This window comes from Nocardia sp. NPDC052001, from assembly GCF_040680615.1.
Taxonomy (GTDB): domain Bacteria; phylum Actinomycetota; class Actinomycetes; order Mycobacteriales; family Mycobacteriaceae; genus Nocardia.
This window is the reverse complement of the sequence record NZ_JBFAXC010000013.1, coordinates 108297-128606: the sequence shown is the minus strand read 5'-3', so window position 1 is coordinate 128606 and position 20310 is coordinate 108297. Positions and strand designations below refer to the sequence as shown.

Below are 20310 nucleotides of genomic sequence, written 5' to 3'. Positions count from 1 at the left end.
CGCCCCCGCCGACGTAATCCGATGCGTCACGCGGTCCGCTGGAGCTGCTCGGCGAAGAAGCCGGTGAGCTGATCCAGCGCCGGACCGACGTACTGCTCCCGGTCGTAGAGGTCGACATGACTCGCACCCTCGATCCAGTGAATCCGCTTGGGCCCCAAAGCCTTCTGGAAGGCTTCGAGGCCCATCCAGGCGGTGATGGCGCGGGTGCCCATGATCATGAGCAGCGGGCGTTGGCCGATCAACGGCACCGCCGCGAAGGCATCGAACATCGCGAGCTTGTCGATGCTGGTCCAGTCGAATGCCTTCGCGGAGCGTGGGTGCTGACCGCGCGGGGTGCAGTAGTACTCGAAGCCTTCAGCGCCGTATTCGCCGCCGAGTTCACGAGCCTGCTCGATGGTCTCGGGGAAGAGTGGCAGGGTGTCCGGCTTCTCGCCCCGAGCCGCGACCGTGCGCGCGAGTGCCGAAGCGTCGAGCATGCCTTGGAAGATCGCGGGATCCTGTGTGCCATCGGGGCCCAGACGGAACAGCCGCGCCACATCCACACCACTGACGGTCGCGACCGCCTTCACCCGATGGTCACTCCCGGTGGCGGCGAGCGCGTAGCCGCCGGCCGCGCAGATACCCAGCGCGCCGATATGTTCGGCATCGACCTCGCGCCGCGTGGTCAGATAGCTCACGGCGGCCTTGATGTCTTCGACCCGGTGAGCCGGATCTTCGAGACCACGGGGCTCGCCACCGCTCTCGCCCTGATATGCGGCATCGAAAGTCAGTGTCACGAAACCTTTTTCGGCGAGTCTCGAGGCGTAGAGCCCGGCGGTTCGCTCTTTCACGCCGCTGGCGGGGTGGCCGACGACGATCGCGGGAAGCGGGCGGTCCACGGATTGCCCGGGGGTGTAGAGATGACCGGCGAGCGGAATGCCGGCGCTGTCGAAGGTGACGTCGATCTTGGCCATGAGATGCTCCGTTTCATTTCCGAAGGGGTGTGGTTCGAGCTAGGACGGTCGCAGCAGCTCCGCGGCGCGTTCGGCGATCGCGTATACCGTCGCGTTCGTATTGGCCGAGGGAATGACTGGTATGACCGATCCGTCCGCAATCCGCAGCCCCTCCACACCCTGCACTCGCAGTTCGGAATTCACGACGGAGAACTCGTCTTCGCCCATGGCGCAGGTGCCCACCGGGTGGCAGTAGGAGCCGAAGTTCCTTCGTGCGTAGTCGCCGAGCATCGCCCTGTCGGTCAAGTCGACGCCGGGCGCGACTTCGACTGCGCCCCAGTGGGCGAGCGCCGCCGAAGCCGCGATCTCGCGGGCAGCCTCGATACCGGCCACCACGACCTCGACATCAGCGGCGGCGGTGAAATATCCGGGGTCGAGTACCGGTGGCGCGCAGGGGTCGGCCGAGGTGATGCGCATGGAACCCCGGCTCACCGGAAGCATGGGGGAGACGCCGATGGTGAAGCCGTTCGACACCGCGGCAACAGGATTGGGCAGTGGGATATCGATGAAGATGATCTGTACATCCGGTCCCGTCAGGTGCGGGTTGCTGCGCAGCAGGCCGATGATCTCGCCGTGATTGGCCTGCGGTGTGGGTACCGGGCGCTGGGAACTGTGCACCAGGTTGATTCGGGGGTGGTCGTGGAGATTGCGGCCCACCCCGGGCAGCGGATGCACCACCTCGACATGCGCCTCCCGCAGCACGGTCTCCGGTCCGATGCCCGAGCGCATCAGCAGTTGCGCGCTTCCGATGGTTCCGGCGGTCAGTACAACCTCGGAAGTGGCAGTGGCGCGGTGGATTTCGCCGTCTCCGCGGTACTCGACTCCGGTGCAGCGCTGACTCTCGAAGAGCAGCCTGTGCGCGAGCGCGCCGGTCACCACGGTGAGATTGGGCCGTGCGAGTGCGGGTGTGAGGTAGGCATCCGCGGCGCTCTGGCGTTGTCCGGCAACGATGTTGAGGTCGACCGGACCGAAGCCGTCCTCGAGCCCGCCGCTGATGTCGATGGCCCGCGGGAATCCGACTTCGATCGCGCCGTCCAGGCAGGCGAGCAGGATCTCGTTGGGTCGCGTGGTTGGGCCGACGGTCAGCGGCCCGGCGGTGCCGCGACCGAGCGCGCCGCTCACGGCGGACTCGCTGCGCTGGAAGTAGGGCAGCAGATCATCGTAGGTCCAGCCCTTGGCGCCGCGATTGCTCCAGCCGTCATAGGAGGTGTGATGCCCACGCGCGAACACCATGGCATTGATGGCAGACGAGCCACCCAGCCCCCTGCCACGCGGAAGCGGGACCGGTGCGTTCGAAAACCGCTGTGGCACGGTGAGATCGCCCCATCCGGCAGGCGAGTTGGCGAGCGTCGGCCAGGCCGGAGGATATGCGACCGCGTCGGGCAGATCCGCGGCACCAGCCTCCAGCAGCAGCACCCGGAGGTTCTCGTCCTCGGTGAGCCGGGCCGCGAGCACGCAGCCCGCGGTACCGCCGCCGACGATGACGAAATCGTAGGAATCATGTGCGGGCATCTCGATAGTCCTTTGTGTAGAGCGCGGCGAATTCTGGTTACGGGGGTCAGTGGGTTCTTTGTTTCCAGGCCAGCAGCGCGGCCTGCGCGATGAAGAAGACACCGCCGCCGGTCGCGTAGATGGCCAGGACATCCAGGGCGGGGGAATCGTCGATGGCCTGGGCGATGTAGGTCGCGCCGACCAGGAATGACAGACCGCCGGAGATCAGGGTCGGCCACTGTTTGCCCAGGACGGGACCGCGCCGGTATACGCCGACGGTTAGTTGGGCCGCGCCGGAAAGGATTGCCCAGGCACCGAATACGCCCAGTACCGCGGCCACGCTGCCGGTGGTCCCGGCGATACCGAGCGCGGCGGCGATGACCGTACTGAGTACGCCGTTGAATGCCGTCACGCGACGTTCGGCGCCCTCCGGGACCGCGAGAAGGTCGATCAGGCAGGAGACGGCGTCGATGAGCGGATAGAGGACCAGCAGTGCCACCGCGATGGCATCGAGGGTGTTATGGACCGCGGCGAAGGCTATCGCCCAGGCGATGGCGAGTACGCCACGGCTCAGGTACAGGCGGATCAGGGACGAGCGCTCGGAGTTGGTCACGGGCAGTGCGGTTGTGGTGTTCATGGACACCACCCTCGCGCCGGGCCGGATGCCGCCGCATCCGTCGACTGACGGTCCGCGCTACGTAGGTCATCGGGTCGTGAGATGACGTACGTAGCGCTCACCGTCACCTGACGGATGTGCCGCTCGGGCCTCGGCGACGACAGTGGAATCGTACAACTCGCACCCACCTGCTAGAAGGACGAAATCCCATGGTCGACAACGGATATGGCCGCAACCGGCGACGCGCTACCCGGATCGCCGCGGCGCTCGCGGCCGGTATCACCGGCGTCGGTGTCGCGGTTGCCTGCTCCGCGAACACCGTTACCCACGCCGGTCCTGACGAGGACGCGCCGCGGCCGACCATCGTGCTCGAGCACGGAGCCTTCGCCGACGGATCCAGCTGGAACGATGTGATCGAGAAGCTGCGCCGGGACCGGTATCCCGTGGTGGCCGCGGCCAATCCGCTGCGCGGTCCCGCCGCCGATGCCGCGGCGCTGCGCAGCGTGATCGGCCACATCGACGGACCCGTCATTCTGGTCGGGCATTCCTACGGCGGTTCGGTCATCAGCGCGGCCGCGGCCGGAAACGACAAGGTCAAGGGGCTCGTCTACGTTGCGGCGTTTCTGCCCGCGCCGGGTGAGACCGCACTGGAGCTGACCAATAAATACCCCGGCTCCACCCTGCCGGGCACCTTGAATCCGGTGGCGTTCACCAATACCGACGGCAGCACCGGTACCGACCTCTACATCCAGCAGGACAAATTCCGCGACCAGTTCGCGGCCGATGTGCCCGAGGATCGCGCCGCTCTGGCGGCCGCGTCGCAGCGGCCGATCGCGCAATCCGCGCTCGAGGAGAAGGCCACGGTCGCGGCCTGGAGCGAGAAGCCCAGCTGGGACATCGTCACGACCAAGGATCTGAATATTCCGGTCGCGGCACAGCGCTTCATGGCCGAGCGCGCCCACGCGCACGTCACCGAGGTCGACGCCTCGCATTCGGTCGCTGTCTCACATCCCGATGTGGTCGCCAACGTGATCGAACAAGCCGCCAAAGCCACCCGCTGACACCGAAAACCCAAGCACCACAGGAGAACACGACCATGGATATGAAACTCGAAGTCACCGTGCTGCCCGTCGCCGATGTCGATCGCGCGAAGGCGTTCTACGCCGAGCGGCTCGGGTTCCGGCTCGATGCCGACTTCACCGTGGACCAGGACTATCGCGTCATCCAGGTGACCCCGCCCGGCTCGGCCTGCTCCATCATCTTCGGAACCGGCGTCACCACCGCCGAACCCGGTTCGGTCGATGGCCTGCACCTGATCGTCACCGATATCGAGCAAGCCGTCGCCGACCTCACCGAACGCGGCGTCACCGTGGACGGGCCGTTCCGGGACGCGACCGGCGTATTCCATCACGCCGGAACCACTGCTCGCCTCGCGGGTGTGCACCCCGAGCGCCGCAGCTACGGATCCTTCGCCGCCTTCGAGGATCCGGACGGCAATAGCTGGTTCCTGCAGGAAATCACGCAGCGCGCACCCGGCCGCTGACCACGGATCTGAAAGAGAATGCCATGTCTGACAACAACAGCCAGTCCTACGATGTCATCGTCATCGGAGCCGGACCGGTCGGGGAGAATGTCGCCGACCGCACCGCAGCCGCCGGTCTGAGCACCGTCATCATCGAATCCGAACTCGTCGGCGGCGAATGTTCCTACTGGGCCTGCGAACCCAGTAAGGCGCTGCTGCGTCCCGCGCTGCTGTACGCCGAGGCCGCACGATTTCCCGGCGTCGCGAACGTGGTGACCGGACCGCTCGACGCAGCCGCGGTGCTGAAACACCGGGACCGCATGGTCGCCGACTGGAACGATCGCGATCAAGTCGAATGGCTTGCCTCGGCAGGGATTTCGCTCATTCGCGGTCACGGCAGTCTCGATGGAGTGCAGCAGGTGACCGTCCGGACTCCGGACGGTGGCACCGTGCGATTGCGTGCCCGGCACGGAGTGGTGGTCTGCACGGGCACCCGTGCGGCGCTGCCACCCATACCGGGACTGGATACGGTGCGCCCGTGGACAAGTCGCGAGGCCACCAGCGCCCGCGAGGTGCCGCGTCGGCTGGCGATACTGGGTGCCGGGGTCGTGGCGGTCGAAATGGCAACGGCCTGGCGGGCTTTGGGCTCCGAGGTCACCCTCATCGCGCGTGAGTCGCGATTGCTCGGCCGCGTCGAACCTTTCGCGGCAGACCTGGTGAGCGATCGGCTTCGGGCGGCTGGCGTCGATCTGCGCTTCGAATCGGGCATCGCGACCGTTGAACGCTCAGGCGGCCCCGATGACAGTATTCACCTGACCCTGGTCGATGGCACCCGCATTGTCGCCGACGAGCTCCTGCTCGCCACCGGCCGCGCACCGCGCACCGATGACATCGGTTTGGAGACAGTCGGTTTGGTCCCGGGGGAGTGGCTCGCCACCGATGACAGTTTCGCGGTGACCGCGGTCGACGGCGACTGGCTCTATGCCGTAGGCGATGTCAATCACCGGGCTCTGCTCACCCACCAGGGCAAGTATCAGGCGCGCATCGCGGGCACAGTCATCGCCGATCGGGCAGCGGGACGACCGCTGGACACCACCGCGTGGGGAAAGCACACCGGCACAGCGGATCTCGCGGCCGTCCCGCAGGTGGTCTTCGCCGACCCGGAGATCGCCGCGGTCGGCCTCACCACCGAGGATGCCGCGCGAGCGGGCCGCGCGGTCGACATCGTCGACTACGACATCGGCCGGGTCGCCGGTGCACTCCAGCACGATCCGGACTATCGCGGCCGCGCGCGCATCCTCATCGACCCCGAGCGCCAGGTGATCGTCGGAGCCACTTTCGCCGGTCCGGGTGTTGCCGAACTCCTGCACTCGGCCACCCTCGCCATCACCGGTGAGATCCCCCTGGCCCGCCTCTGGCACGCCGTGCCCGCCTTCCCGACCATCAGCGAGGTGTGGCTGCGCCTGCTCGAGACCTATCGCGACCGGTCCGCGCCGCACACCTCCTTCACCCCACCTCTGAAAGCAGCGTGATCGCGATGTCGAACCAGAACCCCGGCGCTCTCGATCGCGGCGTGCATGCCTTCGACTCGGACGGTGTCCTACAGCGGTACCACGTGTACGGCAATGGACCGGTGTGCCTGGCGCATCCGGGCGGACCGGGCATCCACTGGGAATACCTGCGCATGCCCGAACTGGAACAGCACCTGACGATGGTGTACGTCGAGGCTCTCGGCACCGGTGCGTCCGGCCGACTGCCGACGCATCCGAACGGCTACACCCGTGAGCGCTACAGCATTGCGCTGCAACGGATCATCGACCATCTCGGCGTGCCCGAGGCGTTCCTGCTCGGCCACTCGCACGGCGCGTTCGTCGCGGCGTATCACGCCATTCATCGCCCCGAACGGCTCGCCGGAATCATCCTGTACGAGGGCGCGCCGGTCACCGGTCCCGAACACGGCGCGGAGGCCGCGCGGCGGCTCCAGGAGTTCGCCGCCGCACACGCCGATCGCCCCGGCCTGGCCGATGTGCTTGCGACATTCGCTGGTATGCAGGATATTTCGAGCGATGAGCAGACCCTGGCCGTCGCCCGTGGTGTCCTGCCCTCGTACATCGCCGACTACTGGGGTGATGAGCAGCGGTGGGCTCCGCTACGGGATGCGCTACAAGCCAGCTACATCTCGGGCCTGGACGCGCTCGGCGCGCCCGATCTCATCGACGACCGCACCGATCTTCCGAAGCTGACAGTCCCCGCTTTGGTCGTAGTCGGCCTCTTCGATGTCATCTGCGGACCCCGCTGGGGCCGGGAACTAGCCGCCCTCATCCCCGATTCGCGCCTGGTGATCCTGGAGCACAGTGGACACCTCGGGCATCTGGAGGAACCCGAGCGATTCGCCGACGCAGTTCGGGATTTCGCCCTCTCCTCGCGTCGGTCTCGGTCCGAGTCCGCTGTGCAGGATGGTCCGGAATCCGCTGCGCGGACGCACATGGGCTAGTGCCTCGGGGCTCGCGACGAGGAATCGAGCGGCACCGGCGTCGCCCGGATCGCTAAATAGGTTGACAGCGAGCGGGATTACGACAGGGTGTCGCGCACCTGCGACTTTTGGGCCGCGCAGATTTGTCGGTGGGTGGTCGTAAGGTCGTTTACATGAGCATTTCGAGGTGCCGGCGCGCAGGGCCGGATGAATTCGGTTGCGTTAACAGCGGTTCGGAATGCAGTGTGTTCGTCGTAAGTGTTGCAGGAGCAGGGTCATGGGGAGTGACCCTCCGGGGGAAGGAACAAAAGCTATGAATCACAACATGATTCGCGGGTCGCGTCGCGGTCCGAGATTCGCCAAGAGCACGTTCAGCTACAACGGCGACTGTGTCGAGGTGGCGTACCACGAGGGCCGAATCGCGGTGCGCGACTCCAAGGATCGGCACAGCCCGACGCTGTGGTTCACGAGCTCGGAATGGCGTGCGTTCACCTCGGGCGTGCGGGCCGGTGAATTCGATTTCGGTGAGTGACAGCCCCGGTGGTGTCGCAGCCATTTCGCTGCGACACCACCGCCCCACCCCGGAAATGCGACCGACCCCTCGACGGCCGCTGGAAAATGGTCATTGGATAGCGATGTGATGTATTTCGCCGCGCAAGTCGGCAAGAAATGCGCGGGCATCGCTGTCGGATAAAGCCATTCGAGTCAAAGCCGCCCAATGGCGGCGATGAACGTCGACGAGTTCGGGACCGCGGGTCACCATGCTGCCCGGAATGGGCTCGCTGGAGGCGATTGCGTGGTCCTCGTTCTCATAGATCACGAAACCGTGCGGAATCGTCGCGGTGGCTTCCACGTCCTGTGGAATCACCGCGATGCTGACCGTATCGAGGGTCTCCACGGAGATGATGCGGTCCAGTTGGGCGAGTAGGACACGATGCGGCCCGGGCCGAAACCGCAGGGCCGCTTCGGTTACCAGGAATTCGAAACGCTTTGCGGGGTCGTACAGCACGCGCTGGCGCTCCAGGCGCGCTGAGAGCGCGGCCGTCAGAGCATCGGGCGGGTACGGCGGATCGAAGGTGCCGAACACTCGGCGGGCGTAATCGGCGGTCTGGAGTAGGCCGGGCACCAGTGCGGGCTGGAAATTGCGCACCAGATACGCGTCGTCCTCGAATGCCCGCACATCGTCCTGTAGATGCGGGCGTTCGGCGAGCGATGCCGCCCAATCGCCGACCTCGGGCGCGTGCGCGGCCTCGGTGAGCCCGCGCAACGACTGCTGACAATCCGCGTCCGCCCCAACCGCTTTGGCCCAATCGAGCACCTGCGGCAGCGGCGGCACCACCTGCCCCGATTCGATCCGGGACAATGTCGACTGACTGATTCCCACCTGCTTCGCCAACTCGCGTCCGGAGATTCCGGACAGATCCCGCAATCGCCGCAGCTCGGTCGCCAGTTGCTGGCGCGGCTGCGGCTGGGGCACAACGGAATTCGCGGCGATGCTCGCCGCGCCCGTCGCACCCTCTGCGGGTTGATTCACTGGAACCATGATGATTCAGATCGAATCATCTTGATTCAGCCGCGTCAAGCCGAGGCGGGTCACAAACTGAATCAAGAGCGGAATCGCCTGTCCAGCAACGTTGATGCCATGAGTTTGCGCTGGAGGTTCAACAGTGCCCCGGTCTCCGCTGATCGGTGTTGCGGGCGGGGGATACCCCGCGAATTCCCAAATGTGGTGGCAGCGAGAAAGATTGCGATGCTTACACTCGCTCGGTGCCGCCCAACCCGCCGCCGCCGAGGCCAGCGGTGGCGGCGTCGACGTGTTGATCAGATCGGACGCGATCGCACAGGCGGTTGTCCGATGCACCGAGCAGCTGAGCAACCGGATTCTGAAGGTGACCGGTGCCCAGGTCGAGCACGGGCTCAGGCCAATCTCGGTGGAGGCCAAGGGCTCAGTCGGCAGAGTTGTCAGCACCGACAGGCCCATCAACCATGATCCCGGCGTCGGGGATCCGTCAATTCCGCATCCACCGCTGACCGGCGGGCCGGGACCGCCGGATCGCTTCTACAACGGCGCGCGACTATGGCAGGTCGATCAGGTGTTTCCCAAGGCTTTTCGCACGGGCGAGGACGCCGCCGCGGAAGGCTACATCCGCTCGGCATCCCACAGCAGCGCCGGCGAGGTCGTCTATCTGACCGATGGTGACGACATCGCCGGCGTCTACGGGACGATCACCAAATGGACCGATGTCCGCGACGGTGCGATGCGGTTCCACCCCGGAGGCATGGTGCTGGGCATCGACGCCAACCGGATCGTGGTGAATCCCATGCTGGAAGAAGGACATTCGGCCGCCAATTTCGTCGAGGGCGTCAGCGACCGCGTCTTCACCACCCCGGGCCGAGTCGACACCTCGAAGATCGTCAGCGTGAAGTTCGAGTCCTACGACAACATCATGAGCAACCCCGAGGCCACCTTGGTAGCGGACGGTTTCCCCGGATTCGAGGGCATGAGCGCGGAAGCGCTCCGCAACCCGGCGGCGGTCAACGCGCGCCTGACCGATATGGCCGAGGCCGTGCGCAGAAATTATCCGGATATCGACGTCTCGGTTGGCTCCAGCCCACTTACGGCTGACGAAGCCATCAGGACCTTTCTGGCCACCTGACCGCACGGCCGCGGTCGGCGTAGGTCACACAACCCGGCAGCTTGCATGATGCAATCTCCTGCCTTACGCTCAATTGCATCATGCAAGTACGGAGGCTGGCGACCTCTTGCTGTGCTAGCGAGCACTGGTGTCGTCACCGGGAGAGAGGTATGGCCATGACTGCTGACGGACCCTGGAACTTCAACCCGGCCGGTGGTGCCGAGCCGGTGGTGGCGGCGCATAAGGGGTGGACGCTCGTGCTCGCGTCGGCGGGGGTGTTCATGACCGCGCTCGACACCTTGGTCGTCGCGAACTCATTGCCCGCGTTGCGAACCGGATTGCACGCCGACTTGAAGGATCTGGAATGGACGGTGAACGCCTATAACCTGGCCTTCGCCTGTTTGCTGCTGACAGGCGCGGCGCTCGGCGACCGATTCGGCCGCAAACGGATGTACTGGATCGGACTGCTCGGATTCACCGTCGCGTCCGCCGTGGCCGCGATGTCTCCGTCGGTGGGCGCGCTGATCGGGGCGCGAGCGGTGCAGGGAGCATTCGCCGCCATTGTGATGCCGATGACGCTGACCTTGATCAGCGAGGCGTTCCCGGCCGAGAAACGCGGCGCCGCCATCGGATTATGGGGTGGCATCACCGGACTCGCGGTCGCACTGGGGCCGGTTGTGGGTGGCGCCGTGGTGCAGGGGCTGAGCTGGCATTGGATCTTCTGGCTCAATGTTCCGATCGGGCTGGCGCTGGTGCCCCTGGCCATGTGGCGGCTCACCGAAAGTCGAGGTCCGCGCCCCCAATTGGATATCCCGGGACTCGTGCTGGCCGCCGCGGGCTGTTTCGCGATTACCTGGGGACTGGTCCGAGCCGCCGACATCGGCTGGGGTGCGGGTGAAACCACGACCGCACTGGTCATCGGGGCGGTCCTGCTGGCCGTGTTCATCGGCTGGGAACGGCGGGCGCGCACACCGATGCTGTCGGGTGCGCTGTTCCGTTCGCGAAGCTTCAGCGCCGCCAATGTCGTCAGCTTCTTCATGTACGCATCGCTGTTCGGCGTGCTGTTTCTGATGATGCAATTCCTGCAGACCGTGCTGGGGTATTCACCCCTCGCGGCCGGCTTGCGGACGCTGCCGTGGACCGGCGCACCCATGATCGTCGCGCCGATCGCCGGAATCCTGGCGGACCGATACGGCAACCGGCCGTTCATGGTCGTGGGACTGGCCCTGCAGGCGATAGGACTGGGCTGGATCGCCGCCATCGCCGAACCTGGGATGAGCTATCTGCCTTTGGGTTTGGCGCTCGGGGTCGCCGGAGTCGGTATCTCGCTGTGCTTTCCGACCGTCGCGAACGCCGTGGTGGGTTCGGTACCGCCCGGTGAGGTCGGAATCGCGTCGGGAACCAACAGTGCGCTGCGAGAGATCGGCGGCGTATTCGGTATCGCGATCCTGGCATCCGTGTTCGCCTCACCGGAGATCTACTCCGCACCAAGGATATTCGTTGATCACTTCAGTCACGCCGTCTGGCTCGGTGCGGCCTTCTCGGCCGTTGGCATCCTGGCCGCGTTGGCGCTTCCCGTCCGTTCGGGCCCGCCGGTCGGGCCCGCCGGGGTCGAAGTTGGACCTCGACCGGTTCTCGCGACACCCTGACTGACTTGTATGATGCAAGCAAAGAGTGGAGGTGCGTGAACGGTGCTCGGAAAGACATACGACACACAGATCTGTTCGATCGCGCGGACCCTCGAGGTCATCGGCGAACGATGGACTCTGCTGATCGTGCGCGACGCGCTGTTCGCGGGAGCGACCCGGTACGGCGATTTCCAGCGCAACCTGGGAATCGCCACCAACATCCTCAAGACCAGGCTCGACACCCTGGTGGAGACCGGAATCATGCTGCGCCGCACAGCATCCGAACATCCCACCCAGTACGAATATCTGCTGACCGACAAGGGCCGCGCGCTCGCACCCGCACTGATCGCCCTGACCGCGTGGGGCGATGAGTGGGCGACCGAGGGCGAACCGCCGATCCTCTACACCCACTCGACCTGCGGCTCGGCCATCGCTCACCGGACTGTTTGCGCCCACTGCGGCGATGTCAACGACCCCGCCCAGGTCCACGCCACATTCGGTCCGGGTATGCCGGCAGAGCGGATCGCGGAATCGATGGCGCGCTCCTCGGGAGCAGGACCTGCTCTCAGGTCCTGACGGCACGCTAGTTGAGGATTGCCGCGATTGCGGGCGCCAGCGGACGGCGGCGAAATCCGGGTGCGGTGCGTTGTCGCGCGCCGTTCCGAGCATGTCGAGGTAGTACTCCCAACCGGGGCCGACACGGCCGATCTGGCAGGTCTTCGCGGACTGCTACGCGGACGATGCGAAGTTCTCGGTGCCGAACGTCGTCGAATGCACGAGGACCTCGAAAAGGCAGTGCACACACACGGTTTCGTGCGTCCCGGCCAGGAGTTCGATGTCCGGGAATTCGCCGATATCGTCGCCCCATTCCTGGATGTGCTGTTGCGGAACGACTTCGACCTCTCACCGGAGTGGATGCGCGAACAGGTCGCCGATATCGCGAAAGTCCTGCTCTCCAATGTCTTTCGGCAGATGACCTTGCCGCCCGAGTTCACCGTGGTGGCCCGCGCCGCCGCAACCTGTATGGGCGTGCTGTGTCAATTGCGCACCGAGGGACCGATCCGCGAGGAATTCCTGACCTGGTGGCCCGGGTTCGCGGTGGTAGTCGGCAGCTACGAGGCACGCAACGCAGGTCTAAGTCAGATTCGGCCGATGCGTGCAGGAAGTGCCCAGCCTGGGCGATGAGGGGCCATCTCGTCGGGAACATCGAGAATCACCCCCGGCGCGCGAATTGGACAGAGCGACGGAGACCGATTGGTCCTCGGGGACGGAACTGGGCAACGTACTGCGCCTGAGTCCCGAGCTACAGGCCCTTGATAATGCGCCGGGGGCTCGGCCGGAAATTCTCCTCATCGAACAGGACCCACTCGGTCACCGCGATCTCGTACAACCGGGACGCGGCGTTCGGCATCGCCCGCAGAACTCCCGTCGCGTTCGGCCATCGCGCAGCGAAATCCTTTGCCAGCTCTTCTATTCCGACGCCGGGGAGTTCGCGAGCTACTCCGGTGAAGGACACTCCCCGTGCGACCTGGCCGAGTTCGACGATCGGGATATCGATGATCGCACCGGCGACCGCGGGGTTGCGGCTTATGTTCCGGGAGTGCTCTCGGTCCGTGCGTGAGATGAAATGCAATGTGTCGGGGCCGAATCGGGGCAGGTACCAGACACTGCACACCCGAGGTGAGCCGTCCTCGGCAATCGTCGACAGCTGCATCAACTTGCCGCCGGAGACGTAGTCCTCCAAGAGCCCGCGTTCATCCATGGCTTTCCCTTCGCGACGACCGAGTGACACTGTTCTAGACAGTGTCTCCAGTTTCGCGGTGCTCGCGGGGTCGATCGATTCACGGGATGGTTTCGTCGGCGAGGCGTTGCAGGTAGCTGGCGAATTGGCGCCGGTCATGTTCGTTCCATGCCGCGGTGAGCTGGTCGAAGCAACTGCGTTGCCAGTCGTGCGATGCGGTCAGCAGATCGCGTCCGCTGCGGGTGAGTTGCACGACGACGCGGCGACGGTCGCGAGTGGAGTCGCCACGGGCCAGGTATCCGGCCGCGACGGCGTCACGCACCATGCGGCTGGCGCCGGAGTGGTCGAGACCGAGCTGCTCGGCAACATCGGTGACTGCTGCCTGCTCACCTGTCCTTAGCGCGGCGGCGACGGCCTCTACGACCTGTATGTGCTGCACCCGCCGCTGCTCGGTGTCCGGTTCCCGAGTGACTCGGGTGAGTGCCTGGTTGCTCCAGCGGCGAGACCAGAAACGGACCAGCCGAAACAGGGCTGGTCCACCCTCGACAGCGTCCGCATCGGCCATGGCCGAAGTGTTTCGAGCCTCATGTGTACCCACCCTCGACATTGTATGCGATACGCACCTATATTTGTATGCGGATCGCATACAACTACGCTTTCGGGGTCCGTGAAACAGGAGGAAGCAATGTCTATCGTTCTCAATCACACGATCGTCCCGGCGACCGACAAGCATTCCGCGGCAACGTTTTTCGCCGAACTGATGGGGCTGGCAGTGTTCGCTGCCGCCGGACCGTTCGTGCCCGTGCAAGTCAACGGCGATCTGACGCTCGACTTCGACGACCGCGGACGGGTCGAGCCCGGTCACTACGCCTTCCTCGTCGATAACGACACCTTCGATGCCGTGCTGGGGAGGCTGGCGGCATGGCCTGCAGTGGAGTACGGCTCCGGCCCCGAACACGGATGGGACCGCCAGATCAACCACCTGGCCGGCGGGCGCGGGGTCTACGTGCACGCCCCCGACGGCCACAGCTACGAGCTGTTCACCGCCGTTCCCTGAGTCACAGGTCTCGACGGCTGGATTTCTGAGGGCTGGCATCGGGGAGATGAAGGAAATCAAGCAGTGGCGCGCCATTGCCACCAGAGGCAGTGACGCGCCATCGCCACCAGATACGAACTCGCTCTGGCCTATCGCGCCGGGCTGTTCCCGGCGCTGATCATCGAATGGCTTCGACTATTGAGAGGTACTGCCTAGCCCAGGTCCGGGTTGCCGACCCATTCGATGATCGTCCAGCCCTTCTGCGGGCTGCCCTTGAGGACCACGCGGCCGCCGTTGCGCATCGGATCGGTGCCGAGCTTGCTCTTATCGGCGTTGTCGGCATTCATCATGGACCAGAACATGATGGTGCCGCCGTGCGAGAAGATCACCGGGTTGGCGCAGTTGCGGCGCTGTACATCGAGCAGGGCCTGATCGAAGCGGTCGTCGAACTCCTTGCCGTCGATGGAGCCCGGGATCCGTGCGCTGGTGTCGCCGGAGAGCCACTTGATCGGGGCCTGGAGGTATCCGGCCATGGCCTGAGCCTCCGGGGTGCCCTCGTACTGGCCCGCCTCGATCTCCCGGAAGCCGGGCTGCACGTTGAGGCCGAGGTGCTTCTTGGCGACGGTCGGTGCCGCGGTCTGCTCGGTGCGCACCATGTTGGACGCGAAGGCGCAGTCGAACTTCTTGTCGTTCAGCAGGGTGGCCAGGTTGTCCGCCTGGGTCCGGCCGCGCGGGGACAGGTCGGGTCCGGGCACCTTGGTGTCGATCAGGCCCGAGGTGTTGCCGAGGGATTCGGCGTGGCGCACCAGGGTGATGGTCATTTCGTTGGCGCCGCCGCTGCCGGAGCTACTGCCGGAGCTGCCGAAGTCGGGGCCGGCGGTTGCGATGCCGGTGGTGGCGGCAGCGGCCGCGACCGCGGTCGCCATCACCGCGAGGGACAATCGAAGAGATCGGATGCGCATGGGTGGGAAGGCCTTTCATCGTGGCGAAAGCCACTTCAGTTCTGCCGAAAACCGGACATTTGGGGTGTCGCGTCTCACAGAAGCAGCTCTTGCCCGAATCAAATACCGGAGATCCCATTCATCGGGATCCTTTGCAATCCGGCCCATGCGCGGTCGCTACCGTCGGTAGCAGAGGCATCTGCTCACCAGCGGGCGTTTCACCGACACCTCTCCGCCGTCGGTCAGATCGATCCAGCGGTTTTCGCTTCCCGCCGTGAAGGATTGGTTCTGATAGATGCCCGACTCGGCGAAGACGTAGCCGTATCGAGGGGCGTTGTCGAACGCGCCATTGCATACTGAATGCCGCTCTGGGGGACGGTGATCGATCCGTCATGACTGCCCGGACCCTGACTCGTGCGGCGTTCACCAGGGAGGTCGCGACCCTGTTCGCCTCGACCTTGGCGGCCGTGACCTCGCCATCGGACCCGACGGGATCGGTGGCGATCAGGGTGTAGGTCAACAGAGTCATGAGATCTCATCCTTGCGCCGGAGGGTCGGCGCGGGCCGATAACCCGCGCGCGATCGAGAGCCCACGCGCGACGATGCGGCGGGGCCGGACGGGGACAAGCGGCGACACCGTTGTCATACGAAATCGCTTGGGCCCCAGCAGGGCACCCTTCGATTCTGACCCATCCGACCCTGCGCGCACTGCGATCGGCAAGACGATCACCAGCCACATCGCGGTGAAATGTGCTGGGGTACGCGAGCTTTCCCGCAACTCACCTGACCGGGCGACTCCGGCTGCGGAGTCGGCGCCGTCCGATCAGGGGAGATTTTTGGTCAGCGCGGCGCTGACCTTCTGGACCGCGTGGCAGGGGTCGCGCGGATCGCCGGGAGCGCCGAGGTACCGCAGGGTGAGCACGGCGGTGCCGAACGCCGCCACGGAGGCGGTAATGCAGCCGATCTTGTTGCTGTCCTGTACCGAGCGGAACAACGCGAAGTCGTGACCGTAGTACGACGAGCGCCGCAGATCGGTATAGGTGCCCGGTGCCAGTACGGTGTCCAGCGAATCGGCCGAGGCCACCGCGACGAGATCGAAGCTACCGTCGGCGGCGATCCACTTGCAGGCCGGGTATTTCGAGGTGGTGACCCGCTGCTTACCGGTGGAGCTCAAACCGGCTGCGCTGAGCTCGGATTCGGAGAACACACACGGATCCCAGACCGAACCCGCGGGCGTGGCCGGTGCGGTGGCGACCGGGCTGGTGGTGATCGTGGGATCGTCCCGGGTGGGCGGCGTCGCGGTAGGCTCGCCGCCGGTCCCGGCCGTCGTCGGGGCGACGGTCGTGACTGTCGCCGCCGTAGTGCCGGAGGTCGGCTGGGTGTGCACGGTCGTGGTCCCGCACCCCGCGAGCAGTGCCGCGGCGGCCAACACCGCCGTCGCCGACCCGGCGCTCCTGCTGATCATTCTCGAAATCCCTTATCGTCGAGCGTATTCCGTTGACTTCTGCGCTCAGAACGAGCAGTCGGTAGCACGACCCGCCCAGCCGCCCTTCAGGAATCGGATGATGGCGCAGAACGCGTCTTCGGACGAACCGGCCACCTGCGTGGCGACCGGCGCCGACACCACGCTTGCGGTCGTTGAAACAGGTTGTGCCGCTGCGGAACCCGCCGAGCCGATGAGACCTGCGGTGAGCGCGGAGATGACGATGAGCTGCTTCATCGGTGATCCTCTTCTGACGACAATGTGACATCTCATCGTGATTTCGCTGGTCAGAACGATCAAGCGGACATTTCGAATCGAACGATAAGGTCGGCTTAACAGTAGAAAGGGATGGGGTGTGGAGCTCCGGGACATCGAGATCTTCCTGACGCTCGCCGAGGAGCTGCATTTCGGGCGTACCGCCGAACGATTGCACCTGACCTCACCGCGGGTCAGTCAGTCGATCAAAGCCCAGGAACGCGCGATCGGCACCGCGCTGTTCACGCGAACGAGCCGGGTGGTGCGCTTGACCCGCGCGGGCGAACAGCTGCGCGACGGCCTGCAGCCGATCTACCGGAACCTCAACGAGGTACTGGCGGAGGCGAAGCGGGCCGCCCGCGAGGAACACGCGGTGCTGCGCGTGGGCGTGATCGCCTCCAACGCCCACGATCTGCGGCCGTACTTCGATACGTTCACCGCCCGGCATCAGTCCTGGCGGCTGCACGTGCGGCACAACCCGTTCGTCGATGCCTTCGGTCCACTGCGCCGGGGCGAGATCGATGTGCTGATCTCCTGGCTCCCGGTGCAGGAGCCCGATCTCACCGTGGGACCGGTTGTCTTCACCGAGGACCGCGTACTCGCCGTCGCGGCCGATCACGCACTGGCCCTGCGGGATTCGGTATCTCTGGAAGTGCTGGGTGATTTCAGCGTGGCCACCGGTCCCGATCAACCCGGCTACTGGCAGGACGCCTTCCATCCCTTCGCCACACCGCGCGGACGCCGGGTCGAACGCGACGGCCAGGTCACCAATATGGATGAGCTGTCGACCCTGATCGGTCTCGGCCGCTCGGTGAATCTGCTCGGCGAGCACGCGTCCCGCTTCCACGCCCGCCCCGACTTGGCGTACGTCCCGGTATCGGATGCCCCGCGCTTGCAGTGGGCGATGATCTGGGCCGCGGGCGGTGACACCGAACCGGTCCGCGCCCTGGCGCGGGTCGTCACCGACCTGGGCACCCGCGCGATCTGAGCCCGAGAGGGACAGCAATGGCGAGCGATTAGATCTGCTGCGCCATCAACAGGTCGTCCACGAACTTCTCCTCGAGGTAGTACTCGTTCCGGAGTGTGCCTTCGAGTGTGAAACCTGTTCTGGCGTACAGACGTTGGGCGGCGAGGTTGGTGGATAGCACACGCAGGGTCAGGCGGGAAGCGTGCTGACGGCGGGACTCGGTGATCGCCGCGGTAATCAGCGCGGTGGCAATCCCTCGGTGCCGGGCGGTGTCGTCGACCGCGAGGCCCTGGATCTGGCGGACGTGGGCGCAGCTGTCAACCGGGATCGGTTGTACCAGGCGCAGGTAGGCGACAACACGGTCATCGAGCTCGGCGATGAGGTAGTCCTCGGGGCGGCTGGCCTCGTGGAAGAACGGTTCGCCGGCGGGTGGCTGGGGCGTGATCTCGGTAGCCGGGGACCAGGTTCGCCGCACGAGCTCCGATAGTGCGGGCTCGTCGTCGGTGATGGCCGCGCGGATCCTCACGTCGCTCATGGCCTCCAGTCTTACCGCACCTGAGCGTAATTACCGGTCCGACGATTTCCGGTGTGTTACGGCAGCCAGTTTTAGTCGATGGCGGTAGTTAACACAGTCGAGAAAAACGCGAGGACAGCGATTACCCCGCACCAGGTCGATGCGATGTTCCTGCGCATTCGCAGATCGCAATCTGACACTAAAAAGACTGCTACACCACGTGTTTGGTGATTCGTGCCAACTGCGTCTCAGTGAGTTTCTGGACATCGGCAAATGTTCCGGATGTAACCATTCCGAAATCGACCGGACGTCAACTGGTTTCACCGATGAAAGTGCCCACACCGAACCGCGCCGGTTCGCCTCGCTCATCGGTCCACGCGAATTCCAGGGAGAACCTCATGTCCGAACTGACCCAGTCCACGGTCGATATCGACAAGGCGATCGAGGAGAACATCGCCGCGTCGCTGGCGGAGATTCCGCATCCGGCCTTGCCGAAGGGCACCAATATCTACGGTGCCACCAAGATCTTCCCCGACTATCGGGCCCAGGCCGGGGAAACCTACTTCACGCTGGTGCACGGCATCGCCCACGAGTCCTCGGTCAGCTTCGTGGCGATCCTGCAAGCCACCCGCGCGCTGCGCAAGGGCTTCGAGTCCGCCATCTACTTCTACGGACCCGGCGCGATCAATGCCATTGCCACCCGCGGATTTCCGACCACCGGCGACAGTGGATTCCCGGGCGAGCAGAACATCAACGATGCGCTCTCGACCTTCATCAAGGAGGGCGGCAAGGTGTTCGCGTGCCGGTTCGGACTCGCGCTGCACGGCGCGCGCGAAGAGGACCTGATCGAGGGCGTCATTCCCGCGCATCCGCTCGATGTGCAGGACGCGCTGATCCACTACGCCCGCAAGGGCGCCATCATCAACTCGACCTACCAGCTGTAGGCCTGCCATGACCGAGGTATCCACTCGAGTAGACCTGGCGCTGCTCGGAATTCGCGTCGATGTGCCGGTGCAGCGCCGATCCGGTGCCGGTCCCAGCGATGACGGTCATGTCCTGATCGGGGGTGCCGGCGCTGCCATCCCCATCCGGCGCGCGAGTCCGTACAGCGTGCGCGGGAACCGGCTCCTATTCGAAGGCGCCGATCTGGGGGTGACGGTCGAGCCGGTGCAGCGGCCCCGCTTCTACGATCTGGTGACCGCAGAAGGGATTTCGTACGAGAAGATCGCCAAACTGCACGGCGCGGATGTGCTGGCCACGACTGTGGTGCAGACATGCATTCGCTACGACCAGGACCAGCGCTGCCGCTTCTGCGCCATCGAAGCCTCGCTAGAGGCGGGGTCCACAATCGCGGTGAAACGGCCCGAACAGCTCGCCGAGGTCGCCGCAGCCGCGGTGCGGCTGGACGGGGTACGGCAGATGGTGATGACCACCGGCACTTCTGCCGGAAAAGACCGGGGCGCACGGCATTTGACCCGCTGCGTCCGGGCGGTCAAACAAGCCGTACCGGACCTGCCGATCCAGGTGCAGTGTGAGCCCCCGGGCGATCTGTCGACGCTGAGCGAGCTGCACGCGGCCGGAGCCGATTCGATCGGCATTCATGTGGAGTCACTCGATGATCGGGTGCGGGCACGGTGGATGCCGGGCAAATCGACTGTGCCGCTGAATGAATACCGCGCGGCATGGACTGAGGCCGTGCGCGTGTTCGGCCGCAACCAGGTCTCGACGTACCTGCTCGCGGGACTCGGTGAGGACCCAGACGAATTGGTCTCCGGGGCACGCGAGCTCATCGCGATGGGCGTATATCCGTTCATCGTCCCGTTCCGGCCACTGGCGGGCACGCTCGCGGTCGATGTCGATCACGCGAGCGCACCCGAACCCGAGTACCTGGAATCGGTCACCCGCCGCGTCGCACATGAATTGCAGCAGGCCGGAATGCTCGGTGCCGCACAGAAAGCCGGATGCGCGGCATGCGGAGCGTGCTCGGTCCTACAGAGCGCCGGGGGATGAGATGG

The 20310-nt window shown here is 65.5% G+C and carries 23 protein-coding genes; 13 read left to right on the top strand and 10 right to left on the bottom strand.

The genetic code is table 11. The features are described 5' to 3' along the window. Nucleotides 1–26: 26 nt before the first annotated feature. From AB0L82_RS37595 to AB0L82_RS37585, 3 genes are read right to left on the bottom strand one after another with little or no spacing between them, the layout of a single operon-like run. Nucleotides 27–953 (bottom strand): alpha/beta hydrolase, encoded by a 927-nt coding sequence (locus tag AB0L82_RS37595; protein WP_364647958.1) that lies wholly within the window; start codon nucleotides 951–953, stop codon nucleotides 27–29. 39 nt (nucleotides 954–992) lie between these two features. Then, nucleotides 993–2504, bottom strand: a complete 1512-nt coding sequence (locus tag AB0L82_RS37590; protein ID WP_364647955.1) for a GMC family oxidoreductase N-terminal domain-containing protein — start codon at nucleotides 2502–2504, stop codon at nucleotides 993–995. Between the two features lie 46 nt (nucleotides 2505–2550). Next, complete coding sequence (locus AB0L82_RS37585) at nucleotides 2551–3120, bottom strand: DUF308 domain-containing protein (RefSeq protein ID WP_364647952.1); 570 nt, start codon at nucleotides 3118–3120, stop codon at nucleotides 2551–2553. A 188-nt stretch (nucleotides 3121–3308) separates the two neighbouring features. Here AB0L82_RS37585 and AB0L82_RS37580 point away from each other — a divergent pair, with 188 nt between their 5' ends. The 5 genes from AB0L82_RS37580 to AB0L82_RS37560 all read left to right on the top strand — a co-directional run bounded on the left by AB0L82_RS37580 (nucleotide 3309) and on the right by AB0L82_RS37560 (nucleotide 7626). Further along, nucleotides 3309–4160, top strand: a complete 852-nt coding sequence (locus AB0L82_RS37580; protein ID WP_364647949.1) for an alpha/beta hydrolase — start codon at nucleotides 3309–3311, stop codon at nucleotides 4158–4160. A gap of 35 nt (nucleotides 4161–4195) precedes the next feature. Then, a complete protein-coding gene (locus AB0L82_RS37575) occupies nucleotides 4196–4642 on the top strand; it encodes a VOC family protein (protein ID WP_364647946.1) in 447 nt (148 codons plus the stop codon). Nucleotides 4643–4665: 23 nt separating this feature from the next. Then, on the top strand, nucleotides 4666–6153 hold the full coding sequence (locus AB0L82_RS37570) for an NAD(P)/FAD-dependent oxidoreductase (protein WP_364647943.1): 1488 nt from the start codon (nucleotides 4666–4668) through the stop codon (nucleotides 6151–6153). Between the two features lie 5 nt (nucleotides 6154–6158). Next, entirely contained in the window at nucleotides 6159–7115 is a 957-nt protein-coding gene (locus AB0L82_RS37565; RefSeq protein WP_364647940.1) for an alpha/beta hydrolase, read from the top strand. 292 nt (nucleotides 7116–7407) lie between these two features. Beyond that, nucleotides 7408–7626 carry a DUF397 domain-containing protein gene (locus AB0L82_RS37560; protein ID WP_364647937.1) on the top strand — a complete coding sequence of 73 codons (219 nt, stop codon included), beginning with the start codon at nucleotides 7408–7410 and terminating at the stop codon, nucleotides 7624–7626. 90 nt (nucleotides 7627–7716) lie between these two features. Here the strand turns inward: AB0L82_RS37560 and AB0L82_RS37555 are convergent, their stop codons facing one another. Further along, the gene (locus AB0L82_RS37555; protein WP_364647934.1) at nucleotides 7717–8628 is read right to left on the bottom strand and encodes a helix-turn-helix transcriptional regulator; all 912 of its coding nucleotides are present in this window, start codon (nucleotides 8626–8628) and stop codon (nucleotides 7717–7719) included. Nucleotides 8629–8839: 211 nt separating this feature from the next. Here AB0L82_RS37555 and AB0L82_RS37550 point away from each other — a divergent pair, with 211 nt between their 5' ends. The 4 genes from AB0L82_RS37550 (at nucleotide 8840) to AB0L82_RS37535 (ending at nucleotide 12543) form a co-directional block, all read left to right on the top strand. Beyond that, nucleotides 8840–9751, top strand: a complete 912-nt coding sequence (locus AB0L82_RS37550) for a hypothetical protein (protein WP_364647931.1) — start codon at nucleotides 8840–8842, stop codon at nucleotides 9749–9751. 155 nt (nucleotides 9752–9906) lie between these two features. Next, nucleotides 9907–11379 carry a DHA2 family efflux MFS transporter permease subunit gene (locus AB0L82_RS37545; protein ID WP_364647928.1) on the top strand — a complete coding sequence of 491 codons (1473 nt, stop codon included), beginning with the start codon at nucleotides 9907–9909 and terminating at the stop codon, nucleotides 11377–11379. A 42-nt stretch (nucleotides 11380–11421) separates the two neighbouring features. Next, the gene (locus AB0L82_RS37540) at nucleotides 11422–11934 is read left to right on the top strand and encodes a helix-turn-helix domain-containing protein (protein WP_364647926.1); all 513 of its coding nucleotides are present in this window, start codon (nucleotides 11422–11424) and stop codon (nucleotides 11932–11934) included. 195 nt (nucleotides 11935–12129) lie between these two features. Beyond that, complete coding sequence (locus AB0L82_RS37535; RefSeq protein ID WP_364647924.1) at nucleotides 12130–12543, top strand: hypothetical protein; 414 nt, start codon at nucleotides 12130–12132, stop codon at nucleotides 12541–12543. A 118-nt stretch (nucleotides 12544–12661) separates the two neighbouring features. Here the strand turns inward: AB0L82_RS37535 and AB0L82_RS37530 are convergent, their stop codons facing one another. Continuing rightward, complete coding sequence (locus AB0L82_RS37530; RefSeq protein WP_364647921.1) at nucleotides 12662–13258, bottom strand: pyridoxamine 5'-phosphate oxidase family protein; 597 nt, start codon at nucleotides 13256–13258, stop codon at nucleotides 12662–12664. Then, the gene (locus tag AB0L82_RS37525; protein WP_364647918.1) at nucleotides 13200–13706 is read right to left on the bottom strand and encodes a MarR family transcriptional regulator; all 507 of its coding nucleotides are present in this window, start codon (nucleotides 13704–13706) and stop codon (nucleotides 13200–13202) included. Before AB0L82_RS37525 ends, AB0L82_RS37530 begins: the two co-directional genes overlap by 59 nt. Nucleotides 13707–13784: 78 nt before the next feature. On the opposite strand from AB0L82_RS37525, the gene AB0L82_RS37520 reads away from it, so the two are divergent. Next, nucleotides 13785–14156, top strand: a complete 372-nt coding sequence (locus tag AB0L82_RS37520) for a VOC family protein (RefSeq protein WP_364647915.1) — start codon at nucleotides 13785–13787, stop codon at nucleotides 14154–14156. A gap of 191 nt (nucleotides 14157–14347) precedes the next feature. Here AB0L82_RS37520 and AB0L82_RS37515 read toward each other — a convergent pair whose 3' ends face one another. The 3 genes from AB0L82_RS37515 to AB0L82_RS37505 all read right to left on the bottom strand — a co-directional run bounded on the left by AB0L82_RS37515 (nucleotide 14348) and on the right by AB0L82_RS37505 (nucleotide 16796). Further along, a complete protein-coding gene (locus AB0L82_RS37515) occupies nucleotides 14348–15097 on the bottom strand; it encodes a histidine phosphatase family protein (protein WP_364647912.1) in 750 nt (249 codons plus the stop codon). Between the two features lie 802 nt (nucleotides 15098–15899). Next, nucleotides 15900–16541: a DUF3558 family protein gene (locus tag AB0L82_RS37510; RefSeq protein WP_364647909.1), complete on the bottom strand. Its 642-nt coding sequence runs from the start codon at nucleotides 16539–16541 to the stop codon at nucleotides 15900–15902. A 45-nt stretch (nucleotides 16542–16586) separates the two neighbouring features. Further along, on the bottom strand, nucleotides 16587–16796 hold the full coding sequence (locus AB0L82_RS37505; RefSeq protein ID WP_364647906.1) for a hypothetical protein: 210 nt from the start codon (nucleotides 16794–16796) through the stop codon (nucleotides 16587–16589). Between the two features lie 118 nt (nucleotides 16797–16914). Here AB0L82_RS37505 and AB0L82_RS37500 point away from each other — a divergent pair, with 118 nt between their 5' ends. After that, the gene (locus AB0L82_RS37500) at nucleotides 16915–17802 is read left to right on the top strand and encodes a LysR family transcriptional regulator (protein WP_364647903.1); all 888 of its coding nucleotides are present in this window, start codon (nucleotides 16915–16917) and stop codon (nucleotides 17800–17802) included. Nucleotides 17803–17830: 28 nt separating this feature from the next. Here AB0L82_RS37500 and AB0L82_RS37495 read toward each other — a convergent pair whose 3' ends face one another. Beyond that, nucleotides 17831–18316, bottom strand: a complete 486-nt coding sequence (locus AB0L82_RS37495; protein WP_364647900.1) for a GNAT family N-acetyltransferase — start codon at nucleotides 18314–18316, stop codon at nucleotides 17831–17833. Nucleotides 18317–18693: 377 nt separating this feature from the next. Here AB0L82_RS37495 and AB0L82_RS37490 point away from each other — a divergent pair, with 377 nt between their 5' ends. After that, complete coding sequence (locus tag AB0L82_RS37490) at nucleotides 18694–19239, top strand: MSMEG_0572/Sll0783 family nitrogen starvation response protein (RefSeq protein WP_364647897.1); 546 nt, start codon at nucleotides 18694–18696, stop codon at nucleotides 19237–19239. Between the two features lie 7 nt (nucleotides 19240–19246). Further along, on the top strand, nucleotides 19247–20305 hold the full coding sequence (locus tag AB0L82_RS37485; protein WP_364647894.1) for an MSMEG_0568 family radical SAM protein: 1059 nt from the start codon (nucleotides 19247–19249) through the stop codon (nucleotides 20303–20305). The last annotated feature ends 5 nt before the right edge of the window (nucleotides 20306–20310 follow it).